Source organism: Pseudomonadota bacterium, assembly GCA_016719885.1.
GTDB lineage: Bacteria > Pseudomonadota > Gammaproteobacteria.
In genome coordinates this window covers 140,978-157,296 of sequence record JADJYF010000019.1, presented here as the reverse complement: position 1 = coordinate 157,296, position 16,319 = coordinate 140,978, and the positions used below count along the sequence as shown (strand labels likewise).

The following is a 16,319-nucleotide window of genomic DNA, read 5'->3' as shown; positions in this document are numbered from 1 at the left end:
ACGCGCATGGAAGCGACCAAGCTCGCGCTGTCGACCACCCTCGCCGACGATCGCGCGCTGGTGCTCGGACAGCTACGCGAGCAGCGTGAGCAATTGGCGATGGCGCTGGCCGAGCATCGGCGTCACGCGGAAGAACAGGGCGGTCGCGTGCTCGCAACCCTGCAGGACAGCATGCGCAGCGGTTTCGACAGCCTGCACCAGCAGCTCGGCGAAGCCTTGTTGCGCGGTTCGACCGATCTTGGCCAACGCGTCGAAGCGCTGACGCGCGTCACCGACGAACGCTTGAAGGAAATCGCCGGCCAGGTCGACAAGCGCCTGTCCGATGGTTTCGAGAAGACCACCGCCACGTTCACCGATGTCATCAAGCGCCTGGCCTTGATCGACGAAGCGCAGAAGAAGATCACCGCGCTGTCCAGCGAAGTGGTGAGCCTGCAGGAGATCCTGGTCGACAAGCGTTCGCGCGGCGCCTTCGGCGAAGTGCAGCTCGCGCAATTGGTGGCAAACGTGCTGCCGCCGTCGAGCTATGCCCTGCAGTACCGGCTCGGTAATGATCGCATCGCCGACTGCGTGCTGTTGCTGCCCTACCCGACCGGCACCATCTGCATCGATTCGAAGTTTCCGCTCGAGTCGTTCCGCTTCATGACCGACACCAGCCGCGCCGAGCTCGAGCGCAAGCGCGCCGAGGCGCAGTTCAAACAGGACATCCGCAAACACGTCAAGGACATCGCCGACAAGTACATCGTGCGCGACGTAACCGCCGACAGCGCCATCATGTTCATCCCGGCCGAAGCGGTGTTTGCCGAGATCCAGGCCCACCACCCCGACCTGGTCGATTTTGCCCAGGCCAACCGCGTGTGGTTGACCTCGCCGACCACGCTGTGGGCGATCCTCAACACCGCCGCGGCGGTGCTGAAGGATGCCGCCACCCGCGAACAGGTCGACATCATCCAGCGCCACTTAGGCTACCTGGCCGACGACTTCCAACGCTTCCGCACGCGCATGGACAAGCTTGCGGTGCACATCCAGCAGGCCAACAAGGACGTCGACGAGGTCAACGTCTCGGCACGCAAGATCACCGAGCGCTTTGAAAAAATCGAGCGCGTGGAACTCGACGGGCCTGAAGTTTCCAAGCCTTCCGACCGACAAGCTGTCGAGGACCGCTAGAGCGCGGCCCTTGCAAGGCGCCCACAGCCCCCCACCTGAGCGGGAGAAATGGGCATAACTGCCCATAATCAATCGCTTAATCAGATGGACTCGCATAGACTGAAACCCACAATCACGCTCACGGTCGAGGCTCGAAAGCGTTCGGTGAAAACACTGCAGGGGATCATTTTCGACGTCGACGGCACGCTGGCCGACACCGAGGACGTGCACCGACTGGCGTTCAACCACGTGTTCCAGGAATACGGCCTGGACTGGAACTGGACGCCCGAGCTTTATCGCGAACTGCTGGCGATCTCGGGCGGCCGCGAACGCATCGCCGATTATGGCCGCCGTCTGCGCCGCCGCTTCGCGACCGACGCCGAGTTCGAGCAATTCGTGGTGGCCATGCACAAGGCCAAGACCCGCAAGTACGCCGCCATGCTGACCGAGGGCGAAGTGCCGCTGCGCCCCGGCATCCGGCGCCTGCTGGACGAGGCGCGCGGCGCCGGCCTCAAGCTCGGCATCGCCACCAGTTCGGCGCGCAGCAACATCGAAACGCTGCTCGACAACAACCTGCCGCCGGGTTGGCGCCAATGGTTCACGGCGCTCGAGACCTGTGACTCCGTACCGCAGAAAAAGCCCTCGCCGGCCGTGTACCTGGCGGCGCTGGAACGACTCGGTACCGCCGCCGCGCACACCGTGGCGCTGGAAGACACCTTGAACGGCCTGGCCGCGGCGCGCGCCGCGGGATTGGTGACCATCGTCACCACCCACCGCTTCACCCGCGACGAGCATTTTCCCGACGCCGACCTGGTGGTCGATTCCGCCGGCGAGCCCCATGCGCCGTTCACGGTGCTCGAAGGCTGTGCCGCCGGTCATCACTATGTCGACCTGTCGCTGTTCGAAACGCTGGTGTTGCGCCGCCACGGCGCGCTCGGCGACGAGCCGCGCGCGGCGCTGCGTGCCCACGCCTGAGCGCTGCCCGCGTCGTTCTTACGCCTGACTCTGCATGACACTCACCGAACTGCGCTACATCGTGGCCGTCGCGCGCCACCGGCATTTCGGCAAGGCCGCCGAGGCCTGTTTCGTCAGCCAGCCGACCTTGAGCGTGGCGGTGCGCAAACTCGAGGATGAGCTCGGCGTGCGCCTGTTCGAGCGCAGCCACAACGACGTGCTGGTGACCGACATCGGCCGCGCCATCGTGGCGCAGGCCGAAACCGTGCTGGGCGCGGCCGACACCGTGAAGGTCATTGCCGAGGCGGCGCGCGATCCGCTGGGACGCGAACTCAGGCTCGGCGTCATCTACACCGTCGGCCCCTACCTCGTGCCGCGGCTCATTCCCGGCTTGAAACAGCACGCGCCGCACATGGCGCTGGTGGTGCAGGAGAATTTCACCGACGCCCTGGCGGCGGCGCTGAAACGCGGCGAGCTGGACGCCGTCATCATGTCCCTGCCCTATGCCGACCCGCAGCTGCTGTCGCGGCCGCTCTACGACGAACCGTTCAACGTCGCGCTGCCGGCCGGCCACCCGCTGGCGAAGAAGAAGCGCATCGCACCGGCGGATCTCGCGTCCGACACCCTGCTGCTGCTCGGCGCGCGCAACTGCTTTCGCGACCAAGTCATCGAGATCTGCCCGGTGGGGCCGGACATGGGCGCCTTGCAGAAGACGCTGGAAGGCAGCTCGCTGGAAACCATCTGCCAGATGGTGGCGATGGGCGCCGGCCTCACCATCCTGCCGTCGACCATGCGCATCAACGAGGATCTCGCCGAGCACCTGGTGGTGCGGCCGTTCGTGGCGCCGCAGCCGACGCGCACCATCGCGGTGTTCTATCGCCGCGGCTTCGCACGCCCGCAAGTCATCCAGTGCCTCGCGACGGTGGTGCGCGAGGCCAGGCTCAAGGGCGTCGATTACTGCGCCTGAGGCTCACTTGATGACGAGGTAGGCGCTCTGGTTGCCGCGGTGCACGCTCAGCAGCAGCGCGCCCTGGGCCTGGTTCACCACCGCGAGGAAAGCCGGCAGGCTGGGCGTGCGGGTGCGGTTGACCGACACGATGACGTCGCCGGCGCGCAGGCCCGCCGCCCACGCCCGCGAACCGCGATCGACCTTGTAGGCCATCACGCCCTGCAGACGCCCGAAGGCCGGAGAATCCTGCGGGATCTCGCCGATGGTGGTGTCGGCGAAACGCTCGTTGCGGAACTGCCCCGACGCGCTGACGCCCTCGTCGCGATCGGCTATCACCAGCGTGGCGCGCGCCGCCTGACCTTCGCGCAACAGCCCGAGCTCGATTTTCTGGCCGCCACGTATGAGGCCAATCTGGTTGCGCAATTCCGCCGCGTTCGCAATCGAGCGTCCGTTGATCGACGTGACCACATCGCCGGGCGCGAGTCCGCCGCGTGCCGCGGGTGAGCCATCCGTGACGTCCACCACCACCGCGCCCTTGTCGGCACGCAGACCGAAAGCCTCGGCGAGTTCGGGGTTCAGATCCTGGAACTGCGCGCCGAGGTAGCCGCGCTTGACCTGCCCGTGGGACACCAGCTGCTGCATGATCTGGTGGGCCATGTTGACCGGGATCGCGAAGCCGATGCCGATGTTGCCGCCGCTCTGGGAATAGATGGCGGTATTGATGCCGATGAGTTCACCGCGCAGGTTGACCAGGGCGCCGCCGGAATTGCCGGGATTGATCGAGGCATCGGTCTGGATGAGGTCGTCGTAGCCGGTGATGCCAAGGCCGCTGCGCGCCAGCGCGCTGACGATGCCCGAGGTCACGGTCTGGCCGAGGCCGAAGGGATTGCCGATGGCGACCACGAAATCACCCACCCGCAGCTTGTCGGAGTCGGCGAGGCGCAGCGCCGTCAGCTTGGTGGCCTTGATCTTGATCACGGCAACGTCGCTGTCCGGGTCGCTGCCGACCAGTTCGGCCTTGAAGTTGCGACCGTCGCGCAGGTTGACCGTGACCTTGTCGGCGTTGGCGATGACATGGTTGTTGGTGAGGATGAGGCCCTGGGCGGCGTCAACGATGACGCCCGAACCGAGGCTCTGGGTCTTGCGGCTCAGGGGCTGGTCCGGCACGTTGAAAAAGCGGCGGAAGAATGGGTCGTTGAAGAGCGGGTTCAACTGCAGCTCGACATGGCCCTCGCTCGCGATGTTGACCACCGCCGGCGTCACGTTCTCGAGCATCGGCGCGAGGCTCGGCAGCGCATTGCCGTCGACGGCGGGCGGCAAGGCCGCGGCGGCGTTCAAGGTCCAAAGACAGGCGCCGAGCAGCGCCGCGTAAGCTCGCAGGAAGGTCAGTATCTGTTTCATGGCCCAGAGGGTAGGGGCGCGCACCGCCGCTTTCAACGGCCGCGCCGGCAGATCCGAAAGCTCACACCCAGTAGGAAACGGTGGTCATCACCCGCGCGGTCCAGCCCATGGCCCCGCGTACGGCGGCCGGCAGCGGCGCCGCGCCGCGCAATTGTGCGTCGTCGGCATGGCGCTGTTCGTCGTCACGCATCATGGCCACGATCGCGCGGCTGCGCAGATCGTGCTCGGGCAGCCGGCCGAGGTGGCCCTCGAGATGGGCCACCACCTGCCTCTCGGTCTCCTCGACGAAGCCGAGACTCCAGCGGTCGCCGACGGCGGCCGCCACCATGCCGATCGCGCAGGAGCCGACGAACCACAGCGGGTCCAGGCGACTGGTGTGGCTGTGGAGTTCGGCCAGGCGCTGCTCGCACCAGTACAGATGGTCGCCCTCCTCGCGCGCCGCCTGCAGGAGCGCCGTGCGCTTGTCCTCGTCCCGGGCCAGCGCCGCCTGGCTGACATAGAGCGCCTGGGCGCAGACCTCGCCGGCGTGATTGACGCGCATGAGCCCCGCCGCCTTGCGGCGAGCCGCATTGTCCAGGGCCGGCTCCGGCAGTTCCTGCCCGGGCGTCGGGCGTTGCTGGCGGGCGCCGGTGCGGGTCGCGGCCCGCAACAGGGAATCGGCCCGCTCCAGCACGCGATCGAGACCGGAATAGACCCTCATCGCGTCAGGGGCCCGGGCCCGGCTCGCCGCAGACCCCGGGCCGGGCGAAAATGTGGCGGGATAACAGGGTTTTGCATTGACACTCCCGGCGCCCATCCGTACCATTGCGCCTCTTTTTTCCGAACCAGCCAGACGATCCAATGAAAACTTACACCGCGACGCCGGACACGATCAAACGTGACTGGTACCTGCTCGATGTCAACGACAAGGTACTGGGTCGTGTGGCGGCCGAAGTAGCCAAGCGCCTGCGCGGCAAGCATAAGCCCATCTTCACGCCTCACATGGATACCGGTGATTACATCGTGATCGTCAATGCCGAGAAGATTCGCGTCACCGGCAACAAGGCCAAGGGCAAGATTTATTACAACCATTCGGGCTACATCGGCGGCATGAAGGAAACCACCTTCGAGAAGCTGCTGGCAAAATCACCGGAGACCGTCATCACGCGCGCCGTGAAGGGCATGCTGCCCAAGGGTCCGCTGGGCCGCGCGATGCTGCGCAAGCTCAAGATCTTCAACGGTCCGGTTCATACGCATACGGCCCAGCAGCCGATTCAATTGGAGTTCTGAGCGCATGGCATACGAAGTTCTTTACAGCACAGGTCGTCGCAAGAGTTCCAGCGCACGCGTCTTCCTGCAGCGCGGCAGCGGCAACATCGTGATTAACGAGAAGCCGCTCGACCAGTACTTCGGTCGCGAGACCGGCCGCATGATCGTGCGCCAGCCGCTCGAGACCGTGAACATGGCCCATGACTTCGACATCAACGTCACGGTCGAAGGCGGCGGTATCACCGGCCAGGCCGGCGCCATCCGTCACGGCATCACCCGCGCTCTCATCGAGTACGACGAAACCCTGCGCCGCCAGCTGCGCGTGGCCGGTTTCGTGACCCGCGACGCGCGCGAAGTCGAGCGCAAGAAAGTCGGTCTGCACAAGGCCCGCAAGCGCCCGCAGTACTCGAAGCGTTGATCCGGCGGCCGCACTCGCGGCCACCGCCAAACGAACGCCCGGGCAGGATGCCCGGGCAATGCTCAAAGCGACATGGAGGTCACGGCATGGATGCCCTGCACACGCTCAGCGTCTGGAACCGCGCCTGCGGTTTCGCGATTCAAACTTACTCCCTCGTTCAGCACTGCGAAGACCCAATCTTTCGCGAACGCATCACCTCGGCCAGCATCGCGCTCGCCGCCCAGATCGCGGCCGGTTACGAACGCTCGTCGCTGCGACAGTTCGCGCACTTCCTCGAACGCGCCCGCTCGAGCTGCGCGGAGCTCCGCACCCAACTCTACCTCGCCGCGCAACTCGATCTCGTCACCCTGCCGAGTTCCACCGAACTCATGCAGGAGTCGCTCGAGATCTCGCGACAACTGCAAAGCCTCATTCAATGGTGCGAAGCGCAGGCGGACACCACACCCGTGATCCGACGCAGCTGGCACCACGTCGCCGAATAGAATTCGCAATTCGGGCTTTATGCCGATGCGATTCTGAATTAAGCTTGCGCTCCTCTCTTGGGGGATCGTCTAACGGTAGGACAGCGGACTCTGACTCCGCCAGTCTAGGTTCGAATCCTAGTCCCCCAGCCAATAACGCAGAACGGGCCGCAAGGCCCGTTTTGCGTTATTGGCTTAAGGACTGGCTCGATGAGAACCTATCGTTCGACAAGTTCGCAATGCGAACTTGGACGCCGCGCAGCGGCGCCCCGCAGGGGCGAGCATCCGCACAAGCGGATGCGAGTCAATCCTAGTCCAAGAAACGTAGAACGGGCCTCACTACCCGTTTTGCGTTTATGGCTTAAGCACTGGCTCGATGAGAACCTGTCGTTCGACAAAGTCGCAAAGCAAGCCGCGAAGACGAGAACGCGCGCAAGGTCTGCGAACGCCGCTCCAAGCAACACCCAATGCTGCGCGTGAACGCGCCCGTCCGCGAGTCGTGCTTCGTGTGACTTGTGCTCAAGCGCCGCGTCGACGCCGCGCCAGTCCAGCCAGCGCCAGCGCTGCGCTGGCGACGAGCAACCCGGATGCCGGCAACGGTACCGGCGCCGGTGCCGTTGCGATATCCCAGCGCAGGATGTCCTGGTTGTTGCGCAGCGAACCAGTGGCGGAGGTGAAGCCGAAGTAAACATCCTGGTGCAAGGCCTTCTCGTACAGGTCCACGCCGTAGCTCAGGTAGGCGTCGGTCGGACGGGCAGCCGTACCGCCCTGGGCAAGCCGCACTTCCAGGCGGTCCGCGACGCCGTCGTAATCGACCCACGCACTCCATACCTGGCCGTTGTTGAACAGCGGCGTCACCGACCGCGCTACCACCGACGCCACCGAGCCGTCCAGGTCGATGCCGACGTGATTGCCATCGGTGTCCACCACGCCGCCGTTGTTGAACGTGTCGAACTCGACGCCAGCGCCGAACCACATGCCACGAAAACCGAGGCTCTCGCCGGTCGGACCGGTGTAGTCGTAGGCGGTGTTGACCGCGAACACGATGCCGTCGGCACCCTTGACCGGACTTTCGCCGGCCTCGGCGAAGCCATCACCAGCGGTCATACGGAACTGGAAGAAGGTGCTGAACGACAGGTCGTCGGCCAAAGATACCGCGGTGGTGAGAAAGGCCGATGATTTCTGCGCGTAGTTGTCGGTCAGGCGCAGCACCTTGCGGCCTTGATCGTCGGTCACGGCATTACCGATGCTGGCGGCGCGCTCGTTCAACCGCAGTGCGGACAGGTCGCTGAAATCGCTGAAGGTAAGGTTCAAGGAGGCGGCGGATGCGCAGGCGCTGCCGGCGAACAGGCAAAGCCCGCCCACGGCACGCGCGAAGCTTGCTTGGATCATGAAGTCAGGTCTCGTTGTAGCTGATTACTGTGGCGGCGCGACGATTTGCGCGTCGCTTCTACTTTGGTGTGGGCCTCGTGGGCAACTCCGCGTGTCGAACTTGAACTCTAAACGATGCGCATCGCAGCGGCAGCCCGATGAGTGCAAATGAAATGCAAAATTTTGTAGCTGTCAGAGCGCTTCGCGACCTTACCGAATGGGCCGCAGTCGGCACCTGCTTGGTGCGCAACCGGGCCCGGCAATCGGGCGCCACGCTCGCCTTGGCCGAACGGCCGTCGTCGGTAGTCGTGGTCAGGGCGCTGACTACGAATGTCTATCGTGGTCTTCGGCATTCTTTAGTGTCGACCGCGCCAAGCGCCGCCGCCCACACACCGCCCCCGCCACGGCAGCAAACAACCATCCCACGCCCGGCACCGGTACCGCCTGCACCGCGAGTCGCAGGCTGTGTTGGTCGCGCTGCAAGCTGAACGCGATGCCGTCGATCTGCGGCAACAGCAGGGCAGCGAATTCACCCTCCAGCAGTCCCGCGTCGAACAGCAGGAAGTCCTGACCAGGCGCGAGGGCGAATCCATCCAGCAGCGCGATGCGCAGGGTGCCGCCTAGCGTGAGTCGTCCGCCGACGTCCAGCGCATCGTATTGGGTGCCGCGCGCGAGCCCGGCGATTTCGAGCACGGTCTCGTTGCCTGCGCCTAGCACCACCTCACCCGCCACCTGCATGAGGGTCGGGCTGTCGCCCGGGTCGAGACCGCCGTCGAACAGGCTGGTGCCGGCGCCGCTGATGATCCCGCTGCCGGAATAGCTGCCCGCGTAGCGCACGCTCGCCGCGGCATCCACGCGTATCTCGCCACCGTTCACGAGTTCGCCGTCCACGTTCAACGCCTGGCCCGGCGTGACGCGCACGGTGCCTTGATTGTCGACGGGCCCGCTGATCGCCCCGCCACCCTCGACGCTCGCGCCGGCGCCGATGGTGAGGCCGCCGATGGTGCCGAGCGCGCCGGCGCCGAGCAGCAGTCGCGTGCTGCCGCCCACGGTCAGTGAGGCCAGCGTGGTGTCCTGCGCGGGGCCGTGTATCGCGCCGCCAGCGGTGACGAGATCGGCATCGTGCGCCGCGCCCGGCAACATGCCGAAGCGCCAGTTGTGCGCATCGTCCCACTGCGCCTCCTGCTCGGGCGATTCGAAGCTGCCGCGCCACAGTGCGCGCGGCGTCCACACGTTGATCGCGCGCGCGCCGCTCGCATAAATGACCTGGTAGGCGACACGGCCCGCGTCGTCGAAGCCGTTGGCCGGGCCGGTGGGATCGGCGTTGAAGTCGATGTCGAGCACGACGTCGCCGTTGAGCGGGTCGCCTTCGCGCGCCACGGTGGCGAAATCGATGCCATCGGACACCACCAGCGCGGTTTCGTTGAGCGCGACCGGGCCTTCTTCGCCGTTGACTTCGCCGACGGTGATCTCGGCCTTGAAGGCCACCATGCCGCGCCGGTTGATGAGCGGGTGTTCGAAGCCGCCGAACACGCCGTCGTCATAGACGGCACCGCTGCGCGCGATTTGCGTGAGGCCGTCCGGGGCGGCGATGAAGATGCCGGTGCCGGCCTCGGGTACGACGTCGAACAGTCCGGCACGGAACGCGACCGCGCCATCGTCGTTGAGACTCGGCCGCGGCACATCGCCGCTGAATGCGTCGGCGAGCGCGCCGAGGCGCGCACCGCCGGGGCTGACCTCGTCACCCTCACGGGCGAGTTGCAGCAGCGCACCGTTCGCGCGGGCAAGGTACAGCGCACTGTCGTCGAGCGCGGTACTGCCGGCGAACGGCGTGCCCGGCAAGCCGTCGGTGTTGCGCAGACGCGCGCTGAAGGCGACGTCGCCCGCACCGTTGATGCGTAGTTCGCCGAGTTCGCCGAGCACGCCATCGCCGCCCGGCGCTGCATCGCCCTCGGCCACGAGCCGCGAGGTCGCGGTGCCGCTGCCGGCGACGCGGAACACGGCGATGTCGGCGTTGGCATCGCCGCCCGCCAGCCCGCCGAGGAAAGCCACTTCGCCACCGCGGTTCATGCGCGGCGAGAACACGCCGCTGAGGGTCGCGCCGCCGGGCGCATCGCCCTCGCGCACCAGTTCGCTGGTCCCGCCGTCGTCGTAACGGAACAGCGCGGTGTCGTCCGTCGTGCCGCCATTGGTCGAGTTCAGCGCGGCGAAGAAGCCGGCCTCGCCACTGATGCCGATGCCGAACAGGTTGAAGCCGGACAAGTCGCGAAAGCTGCCGTTGCCGTTCGGCACATCCTCACCCTCGGCGCCGGCCAGCGAGAAGCCCGGCACGTTGAGTTCATCGAGCACGATGACGGAATCGCCCGCGGCCAGCCCACCGCTGGTCCGCACCTGCACCGCCACCGCGTCGAACTTGCCGGTGACAGGCACGGCCAGGTCGAACACCGGCTCTTCGAGGTGCACGCGGGCCAGGAACAGGTCGGCCGGGATGAGTTCGCCGAGCCCGGTCTGGAACGCTGTGCCTTCGCGCAACACCGCGGCGATACCGCCGGCAACCGGCAGCAAGGGCGCGGTGAGATGAAGGCGAAAGATACCGCTGTTGTTGCCGGCGTTGGTGTCGGCGCCGCCGAGGCGGGCGTTGAACACCAGCGCGCCGGCATTGTTGATTGACGGCGCGATGAACGAGGAAAAGGCGGTGGCCGGTCCGCCGAAGAGGTCGCCTTCCCGCACGATCTCGCGGGTGTGGTCGGCGGCCGCCACCGGCAGCGCCGCGACCAGCGCCGCGACACAGCCGTATACCCGTACCCGAATGCGTTCCATGTCCCTGCTCCCCGATGGCGAATCCCGAGTTGGCGCCTCGAGTATAGCCACGCGGGTGGCGTCGACATGGGCGGAAACTGTGAGCTACATCGCGCTGGCGCGCAGCGTCGCGATGCCGGATGAACCCTTTGCGGGAGTCACCGGATAAAGCCATGACGGACGGCCTGCGCCGCGCCGCCACGCCCATGCAAACAAACCACAGGACACGTCGATGCGTTCAAGCACCCTTCCTTCGCTGGCCGCGCTCGCGGCCCTGATCGCCGCCGCGCCAATAGCCCAGGCGACAGGCGTCGATCCCGCGCTCGACACCTGGACCTGCCTCGGCACCTGCGGCACGCTCGCGGCCGACGGCGACATCACCCTCTCGCCCTACGGCAGCCCGCGCTACGCCTACCTGACCACCAACGGCTCGAGCGCCCACGGCGTTTCGCCGCTGGCCATCGTCGAGAGCGGCGGCGGCGGCGCGGAATTCAGCCAGACCAATGGCTCGTCCTACACCTCGGCGCCGTTCACACTGGCCGACGGTCAGGATGTGCGGGCCTACTTCAACTACGTGTCCACCGATGGCAAGGGTTTCGACGACTATGCCTGGGCGCGGCTTATCGACGGCGTCGGCAACACCGCGGCCTGGCTCTTCACCGCGCGCAGCAGCAATGGCAACAAGCAGAACGTGGTGCCGGGCAATGCCTTGACCAAGGCCAGCAACAACACCGTGGAATTCGATCCGGACCAGACCATCGTCAACTACGCGGATTTCGAGTTCAACACGCGCACCACGCAGTCCAGTGCCTTCGATCCCATCGACTGGTCACCGCTCGGCATCTGGAACGGTACCTGCTGGCGCGACAACGCCGAGGGCTGCGGTTTCAGCGGCTGGCTGGAATCACGCGTCACGCCCGGCGCCGGCACCTATCGACTCGAAGTGGGGGTGGTGAATTTCGGCGACGAAGCCTGGGACTCGGGCATCGCCTTCGACCTGCAGGGCCTGAGCGCCCCGCAAACGGTGCCCCTGCCCTCCGCGCTGTGGTTACTGGCGGGTGCCACGCCGCTGCTGGCGGCGCGGCGCCGACAGCGCGTAGCCTGATTCGTCAATGCCGGAGCGCGGCACGCAGTGCGCGCGCTTCGGCGACATCAGTCGCCCCACTGCCGCCTCCGTCACTGCGCAGCGGACGACTGCTGCCGCTCAGCGCCGCCAACGGCTTCGTCTTCGTGTTCGTTCACGACGAAGCCGGGCTTCAGTACCCGCACCAGCGCCGGCAGCACGGTCACGGCGCCGACCATGTTGCTGGTCATCAGCAGCAGCAACAGCATCGCCATCTCGCTGTTGAATCGCAACGATGAACCCGGGATCCAGTAGACGATGCCGGCAATCACCATCACCGCGGTGAACAGCACCGCCGCACCCGTGGTCGACATGGTTTCGCGTATCGCGTCGTCCAAGTTGCGGTGGCGGACTTCGGCGCGTATGCGGTCGATGACATACAGCGCGTAGTCGACGCCGAGACCGACGCCGACCGACGTCACCGGCAATGTGTTGACGTTGAGACCAATGCCGCGAAAACCCATGTAGGCGCGGTTGATCAGCACCGCCAGCGCCAGCACCACGAACACCAGCACCGCCGCCATCACCGAGCGGTAGGTCACCAGCACCGACAGCATGCACACCACGATGATGAGCACGGTCTGCATCAGCTCCGATTGTTCGACTTCCTGGTTGGCGGCGGCGGTGGTACCGATGATACCCCCGGCAAAACGCGCGGTGACGCCCGCCACCGGGTTGGCGTCGACGAAGCGCTGCGCGGTCGCAATGGCCGAATCGACCGTCGGGCCGGTGGCGTCCTTGAAGAACACCACGAAGTTCGCCGTGCGCCCCTCGAGATCCATGTACTCGAGGATCACGCCTGGCATCGCCGCACCGGCCTCGTACATGAACAGCGTATTGCCGATCTCGCGCTGCGTCGCCGGCACCAGCGACCAGCGCGGGTCGTCATAGTGATAGAGCCGGTTGATCGATCGCACCAGCGTCGGCGTGTCGCGCGTACCACCGAAGTTCACGGCGGCCGCCATGGTATTGCGGAAACGCTCCATCATCTGCAGCACTTCGGGCTCCTTCATCTTGTGCGCGCCGTCGCCTTCGAAGTAGATGCTGAGCTGGTTGGCGCCAAAGAACATGCGTGCGATGTGTTCGGCCGCGATGTTGTACTCGGAATCCTGGAACAGGATCGGTGAGCCAGGCTTTTCCTCGCCGACCACCGCGTCCTTCGCGTAGTACGACGAGATGACCACCAGCAGAACCGTGCCGACGAACAGCGGCGCCGAGGCGCCACGCGAAACGAGAAAGTTGCCGAGCCTGCGCATGACGCGCGCGTAGGCGTTGCTGGATTCCTCGCCCGTCAACACCTTGGGCGCCGGCAGGTAGGACAGCACCAGTGGCACCAGCACCGCCACCGTGATCATGTTGCTGAACGACCAGAACGCGCAGAAATAGCCGAGCTTGGCGATGATCGGAATCGACGAAATCGACAGCACCAGCAGGCCCGCGGCGTCGGTGAAAATCGCGATGGAAGCCGGCACGATGAGTTCGCCCATGCTGGTGCGCACCGCCTGGTCGCGATTGGCGCCGCGCAACAGTTCGTCGTGGTAGCGCTCCATCATCTGCACGCAGTGACTGGCGGTGCGCGCCGAGATCAGCACCGGCACGACCAGGATCAAGGGGTCGAGGTTGTAACCGAGCCAGCCCACCAGTCCCAAACCCCACACCGCCGACGCGGCCGTGCCGAGCATCGGGATGAACACGCCGGCGAAGGTGCGGAAATGCAGGTACAGCAGCACCACCATCACCGCCAGGGTGACGCCGAAAATCGTGCGCAATTCGACCGAGTGATGGTAGATCCAGCCTTTCAGCATCGGCTCACCCGCGACGTACAAAGCGGTGCTGCCGTCCGCTTCGACCTCCTGTTTGAGGGCGCGCAGACGCGAGAAAATCTTGTTGTAGTCGAGCCGCTCTTCGTCGAAGCCGGCCAGGATCAAGGCCGCCGTTCCATCGGTCGAGATGTAGGTGCCGTAGACGATGTCGTTGTTGAACGACTCCTCGCGCAACTGCTTGAGCTGCTCGGTGTCGGTCGGTAGTTCTTCCGGCAGCACCGGCTCGGACTTGATCAATCCACCGGCGGTGGTTCGCACCCGGCGCACCTTGGGATGGGCGATGCTGGTGACCTGGTAGTGATTGACGCCCTGGATGAGGTCGATCTCACGGGTCAGGTACTGCAGCTTGCCGAGGGTCTCGCGGGTGAAGATGTCACTGCCGTTCTTGACCTGCAGCGACATCGAAACCACGTTGGCACCGCCGAAGGTCTCCTTCATGCGGTTGTAGTTCTTGATGTACTCGTGCTTGGCGGGCAGCAGGTCGGCGAAGCGCGAATAGACTTCGATCTTGGTCAGCGCATAGGCCAGCACCAGGGTCGGCACCAGGATGAGCAAGATGGTCGCCAGCCGGTGGTCGAGAAACCAGTTCGCGAGTTTCTGGCCGCGCGTCAAATCATGATTCGAGTTCAAGGTATCGCTCCCGCGGATCCGGGCGGGCGACTCTGTTGCAGGCGTGCGGCCATACCGCGCGTCCCGGTGGCCGCCGGCGCCAGGAGTTTGAGTTCGTTGAAGCGTCAGGAGACATGGACGCGTGGGGCACGAGCGTGCGTTCCGGGCATGGTCCGACGGTAATCCGGATGCTAGCCGAGCGTCCGGTCGTATTCAAAGGGCCACTGCCTGCCTCTCAGCGCCCCTGGCGATGTGCGGAATGGCTTCGGCCACGCGCTCACTCACCCTGCGTCTGCAGCAGGTGCGCGAGCACCGCGCGCAGCCGCGCGGCGCGTACCGGCTTGGTCAGCACCGGCAGACCGGCAGCCCGCGCCGCGCGCAATACTTCGTCGCGCGCGTCGCCGGTGATCAGCAGCGCCGGGATCGGACTGCCGTAGCGGCTTCGCAGCGTCTCTATCACTTGCAGTCCGCTCGCCGTACCCGGCAGCCGATAATCGACGATCAGCGCATCGGGCGGTTTGCCCGCGAGCTGCTCGGCCTCGGCGCCCGAGCGCACGCTGATGCACTCGCACTGCCAGTGCTGGAAGAGCTCGGTCATCGCGTCGCGCACCGCCTCCTCGTCGTCGACCACCAGCACGCGGCAGCCGCGCAACCGATCCTGTGGCGCGATGGGCGACACGACCGGGTCGCTGTCCGCCACCGCCGCCTCGTTGCCGCTCGGCACCAGCACGCGAAACGTGCTGCCGTGACCGGCGGCCGAGTCCAATTCCAGGGGCAGGTCGAGGAGCTCGGCCAGGCGTTTGACGGTGGCGAGGCCCAGGCCCAGGCCTTGGCGTCGATCGCGTTCGGGATTCGCGAGCTGGATGAACTCGTCGAAGATGCGCGCCTGGTCCGCGGCAGCGATGCCAGCACCGCGGTCGCGCACCTCGATGGCGATATGGGTTCCCCGCTGCCGGGCGCCGACCAACACCGCCGCGCCCGGCGCGAATCGCAGCGCGTTGGCCACGAGGTTTGAAAGTATGCGTTCGAGTAGCAACGGGTCGGTGGCCGCCACGCGGCGGGTGCGCGCGAAACGCAGCCGGATGGCGTCCTGCTCGGCGGTCGGACGGTAGGCGGCACTGAGGCGATCGAAGACCTGCTGCAATCGAAAATCGCGCGGCAGGGCGAGCACCCCGCCGCTGTCGATGCGCGCGATGTCCAGCAGTTCATCGAACAAGGACTCGAGCGCGTCGACGCTCTCGCCGATCTTCTCCGCGAGCGCCGCCGAGCGACGGCCCTTGTCCGCGTCACGCAGGGCCGCGGCGTAGAGCCCCAGCGCATGCACCGGTTGACGCAGATCGTGATTGGCGGCGGCGAAGAATTCCGATCGCGCGACGATGGCGCGCTCGGCGGCGGCCTTCTGTTTCGACAGTTCTTCCACCAGCGTGGTGTTCTCGTGCCGCATGCGCACCGAAGCGGCGAGCATGCCGCCCCACTGCGCGCCGAGAAAGATGACTACCGGCAGCGAACACAGCAGCACCGCACCGATGGCCTCGTACTGCGCCCCGCCCTCGACGAACGCGCGGCTCGCGCCGAGCGTCAGGGCGGGCACGGCGAAGGCCAGGCGTGCTAGCTGGAAAGGCGCATTGACCACCGTCGTGCCGATCGCCATCACCACGATGGTGGCAAATACATAGATCTGCCCCAGTGCCGGCGCCTGGGCAAGGAACAGCCACGGTGCGGCGCCCCACAGCAAGCCCGAACAGAACAGCCCGAGCGCTTGGTGACGTACCCAGTAGCTCGGCCGCGTCTGCCAGCGCGCGTCGCGCCGGTAAAGGCCCCAGGCAAGCATGCGCAGGGCATTCAGCAACAGGTAGGCTGCGTACCAGCGCGCGCCGCGCGCGCCGGCCGCGAGCGGCCATAGCATCAGCGCCGCACCCACCAGGTGAGTGACGAGCGCGGCCGGAATCAGGGCCAGGTAATCGCGCGCCAGTTGCGTCTCGACCAGCCGCGCGAGGGGCGGCGCCGCGGTGTTCATGGA

Annotated in this window: 13 protein-coding genes and 1 tRNA gene; 8 read left to right on the top strand and 6 right to left on the bottom strand. The window is 66.2% G+C overall.

The genetic code is table 11. The features are described from left to right. The 3 genes from rmuC to IPM80_19290 all read left to right on the top strand — a co-directional run. On the top strand, nucleotides 1–1,164 hold a 1,164-nt coding region (gene rmuC / locus IPM80_19300; protein MBK8960499.1), incomplete at its 5' end, for a DNA recombination protein RmuC. Nucleotides 1,165–1,308: 144 nt separating this feature from the next. Further along, a complete protein-coding gene (locus IPM80_19295) occupies nucleotides 1,309–2,118 on the top strand; it encodes an HAD-IA family hydrolase (GenBank protein MBK8960498.1) in 810 nt (269 codons plus the stop codon). A 34-nt stretch (nucleotides 2,119–2,152) separates the two neighbouring features. Next, a complete protein-coding gene (locus IPM80_19290; protein MBK8960497.1) occupies nucleotides 2,153–3,064 on the top strand; it encodes a hydrogen peroxide-inducible genes activator in 912 nt (303 codons plus the stop codon). A gap of 3 nt (nucleotides 3,065–3,067) precedes the next feature. Here the strand turns inward: IPM80_19290 and IPM80_19285 are convergent, their stop codons facing one another. After that, nucleotides 3,068–4,447, bottom strand: coding sequence for a DegQ family serine endoprotease (locus tag IPM80_19285; protein MBK8960496.1), 1,380 nt, complete (start codon nucleotides 4,445–4,447; stop codon nucleotides 3,068–3,070). Nucleotides 4,448–4,508: 61 nt separating this feature from the next. Continuing rightward, a complete protein-coding gene (gene coq7 / locus IPM80_19280) occupies nucleotides 4,509–5,147 on the bottom strand; it encodes a 2-polyprenyl-3-methyl-6-methoxy-1,4-benzoquinone monooxygenase (protein MBK8960495.1) in 639 nt (212 codons plus the stop codon). Between the two features lie 140 nt (nucleotides 5,148–5,287). On the opposite strand from coq7, the gene rplM reads away from it, so the two are divergent. From rplM to IPM80_19260, 4 genes are all read left to right on the top strand, one after another. Next, nucleotides 5,288–5,716 carry a 50S ribosomal protein L13 gene (gene rplM, locus IPM80_19275; GenBank protein MBK8960494.1) on the top strand — a complete coding sequence of 143 codons (429 nt, stop codon included), beginning with the start codon at nucleotides 5,288–5,290 and terminating at the stop codon, nucleotides 5,714–5,716. Between the two features lie 4 nt (nucleotides 5,717–5,720). Next, nucleotides 5,721–6,113 carry a 30S ribosomal protein S9 gene (rpsI, locus tag IPM80_19270; protein MBK8960493.1) on the top strand — a complete coding sequence of 131 codons (393 nt, stop codon included), beginning with the start codon at nucleotides 5,721–5,723 and terminating at the stop codon, nucleotides 6,111–6,113. Nucleotides 6,114–6,199: 86 nt separating this feature from the next. Continuing rightward, the gene (locus IPM80_19265; protein ID MBK8960492.1) at nucleotides 6,200–6,595 is read left to right on the top strand and encodes a four helix bundle protein; all 396 of its coding nucleotides are present in this window, start codon (nucleotides 6,200–6,202) and stop codon (nucleotides 6,593–6,595) included. 58 nt (nucleotides 6,596–6,653) lie between these two features. Then, nucleotides 6,654–6,727 (top strand) — tRNA-Gln (locus IPM80_19260). Nucleotides 6,728–7,093: 366 nt separating this feature from the next. Here IPM80_19260 and IPM80_19255 read toward each other — a convergent pair. Beyond that, nucleotides 7,094–7,966: a hypothetical protein gene (locus IPM80_19255; GenBank protein MBK8960491.1), complete on the bottom strand. Its 873-nt coding sequence runs from the start codon at nucleotides 7,964–7,966 to the stop codon at nucleotides 7,094–7,096. 303 nt (nucleotides 7,967–8,269) lie between these two features. Beyond that, nucleotides 8,270–10,765 carry a hypothetical protein gene (locus tag IPM80_19250; GenBank protein MBK8960490.1) on the bottom strand — a complete coding sequence of 832 codons (2,496 nt, stop codon included), beginning with the start codon at nucleotides 10,763–10,765 and terminating at the stop codon, nucleotides 8,270–8,272. 211 nt (nucleotides 10,766–10,976) lie between these two features. On the opposite strand from IPM80_19250, the gene IPM80_19245 reads away from it, so the two are divergent. Then, nucleotides 10,977–11,849: an NF038132 family protein gene (locus IPM80_19245; GenBank protein ID MBK8960489.1), complete on the top strand. Its 873-nt coding sequence runs from the start codon at nucleotides 10,977–10,979 to the stop codon at nucleotides 11,847–11,849. Between the two features lie 71 nt (nucleotides 11,850–11,920). Here the strand turns inward: IPM80_19245 and IPM80_19240 are convergent, their stop codons facing one another. Continuing rightward, nucleotides 11,921–14,320 carry an MMPL family transporter gene (locus IPM80_19240; GenBank protein MBK8960488.1) on the bottom strand — a complete coding sequence of 800 codons (2,400 nt, stop codon included), beginning with the start codon at nucleotides 14,318–14,320 and terminating at the stop codon, nucleotides 11,921–11,923. A gap of 256 nt (nucleotides 14,321–14,576) precedes the next feature. After that, on the bottom strand, nucleotides 14,577–16,316 hold the full coding sequence (locus tag IPM80_19235) for a hybrid sensor histidine kinase/response regulator (protein MBK8960487.1): 1,740 nt from the start codon (nucleotides 16,314–16,316) through the stop codon (nucleotides 14,577–14,579). Nucleotides 16,317–16,319 lie beyond the last annotated feature (3 nt).

Coding starts and splice junctions, on each gene's coding strand:
- IPM80_19290 (MBK8960497.1), top strand. CDS start 2,153: ATGACACTCACCGAACTGCGCTACATCGTGGCCGTCGCGCGCCACCGG.
- IPM80_19285 (MBK8960496.1), bottom strand. CDS start 4,447: ATGAAACAGATACTGACCTTCCTGCGAGCTTACGCGGCGCTGCTCGGC.
- coq7 (MBK8960495.1), bottom strand. CDS start 5,147: ATGAGGGTCTATTCCGGTCTCGATCGCGTGCTGGAGCGGGCCGATTCC.
- rplM (MBK8960494.1), top strand. CDS start 5,288: ATGAAAACTTACACCGCGACGCCGGACACGATCAAACGTGACTGGTAC.
- rpsI (MBK8960493.1), top strand. CDS start 5,721: ATGGCATACGAAGTTCTTTACAGCACAGGTCGTCGCAAGAGTTCCAGC.
- IPM80_19265 (MBK8960492.1), top strand. CDS start 6,200: ATGGATGCCCTGCACACGCTCAGCGTCTGGAACCGCGCCTGCGGTTTC.
- IPM80_19255 (MBK8960491.1), bottom strand. CDS start 7,966: ATGATCCAAGCAAGCTTCGCGCGTGCCGTGGGCGGGCTTTGCCTGTTC.
- IPM80_19250 (MBK8960490.1), bottom strand. CDS start 10,765: ATGGAACGCATTCGGGTACGGGTATACGGCTGTGTCGCGGCGCTGGTC.
- IPM80_19245 (MBK8960489.1), top strand. CDS start 10,977: ATGCGTTCAAGCACCCTTCCTTCGCTGGCCGCGCTCGCGGCCCTGATC.
- IPM80_19235 (MBK8960487.1), bottom strand. CDS start 16,316: ATGAACACCGCGGCGCCGCCCCTCGCGCGGCTGGTCGAGACGCAACTG.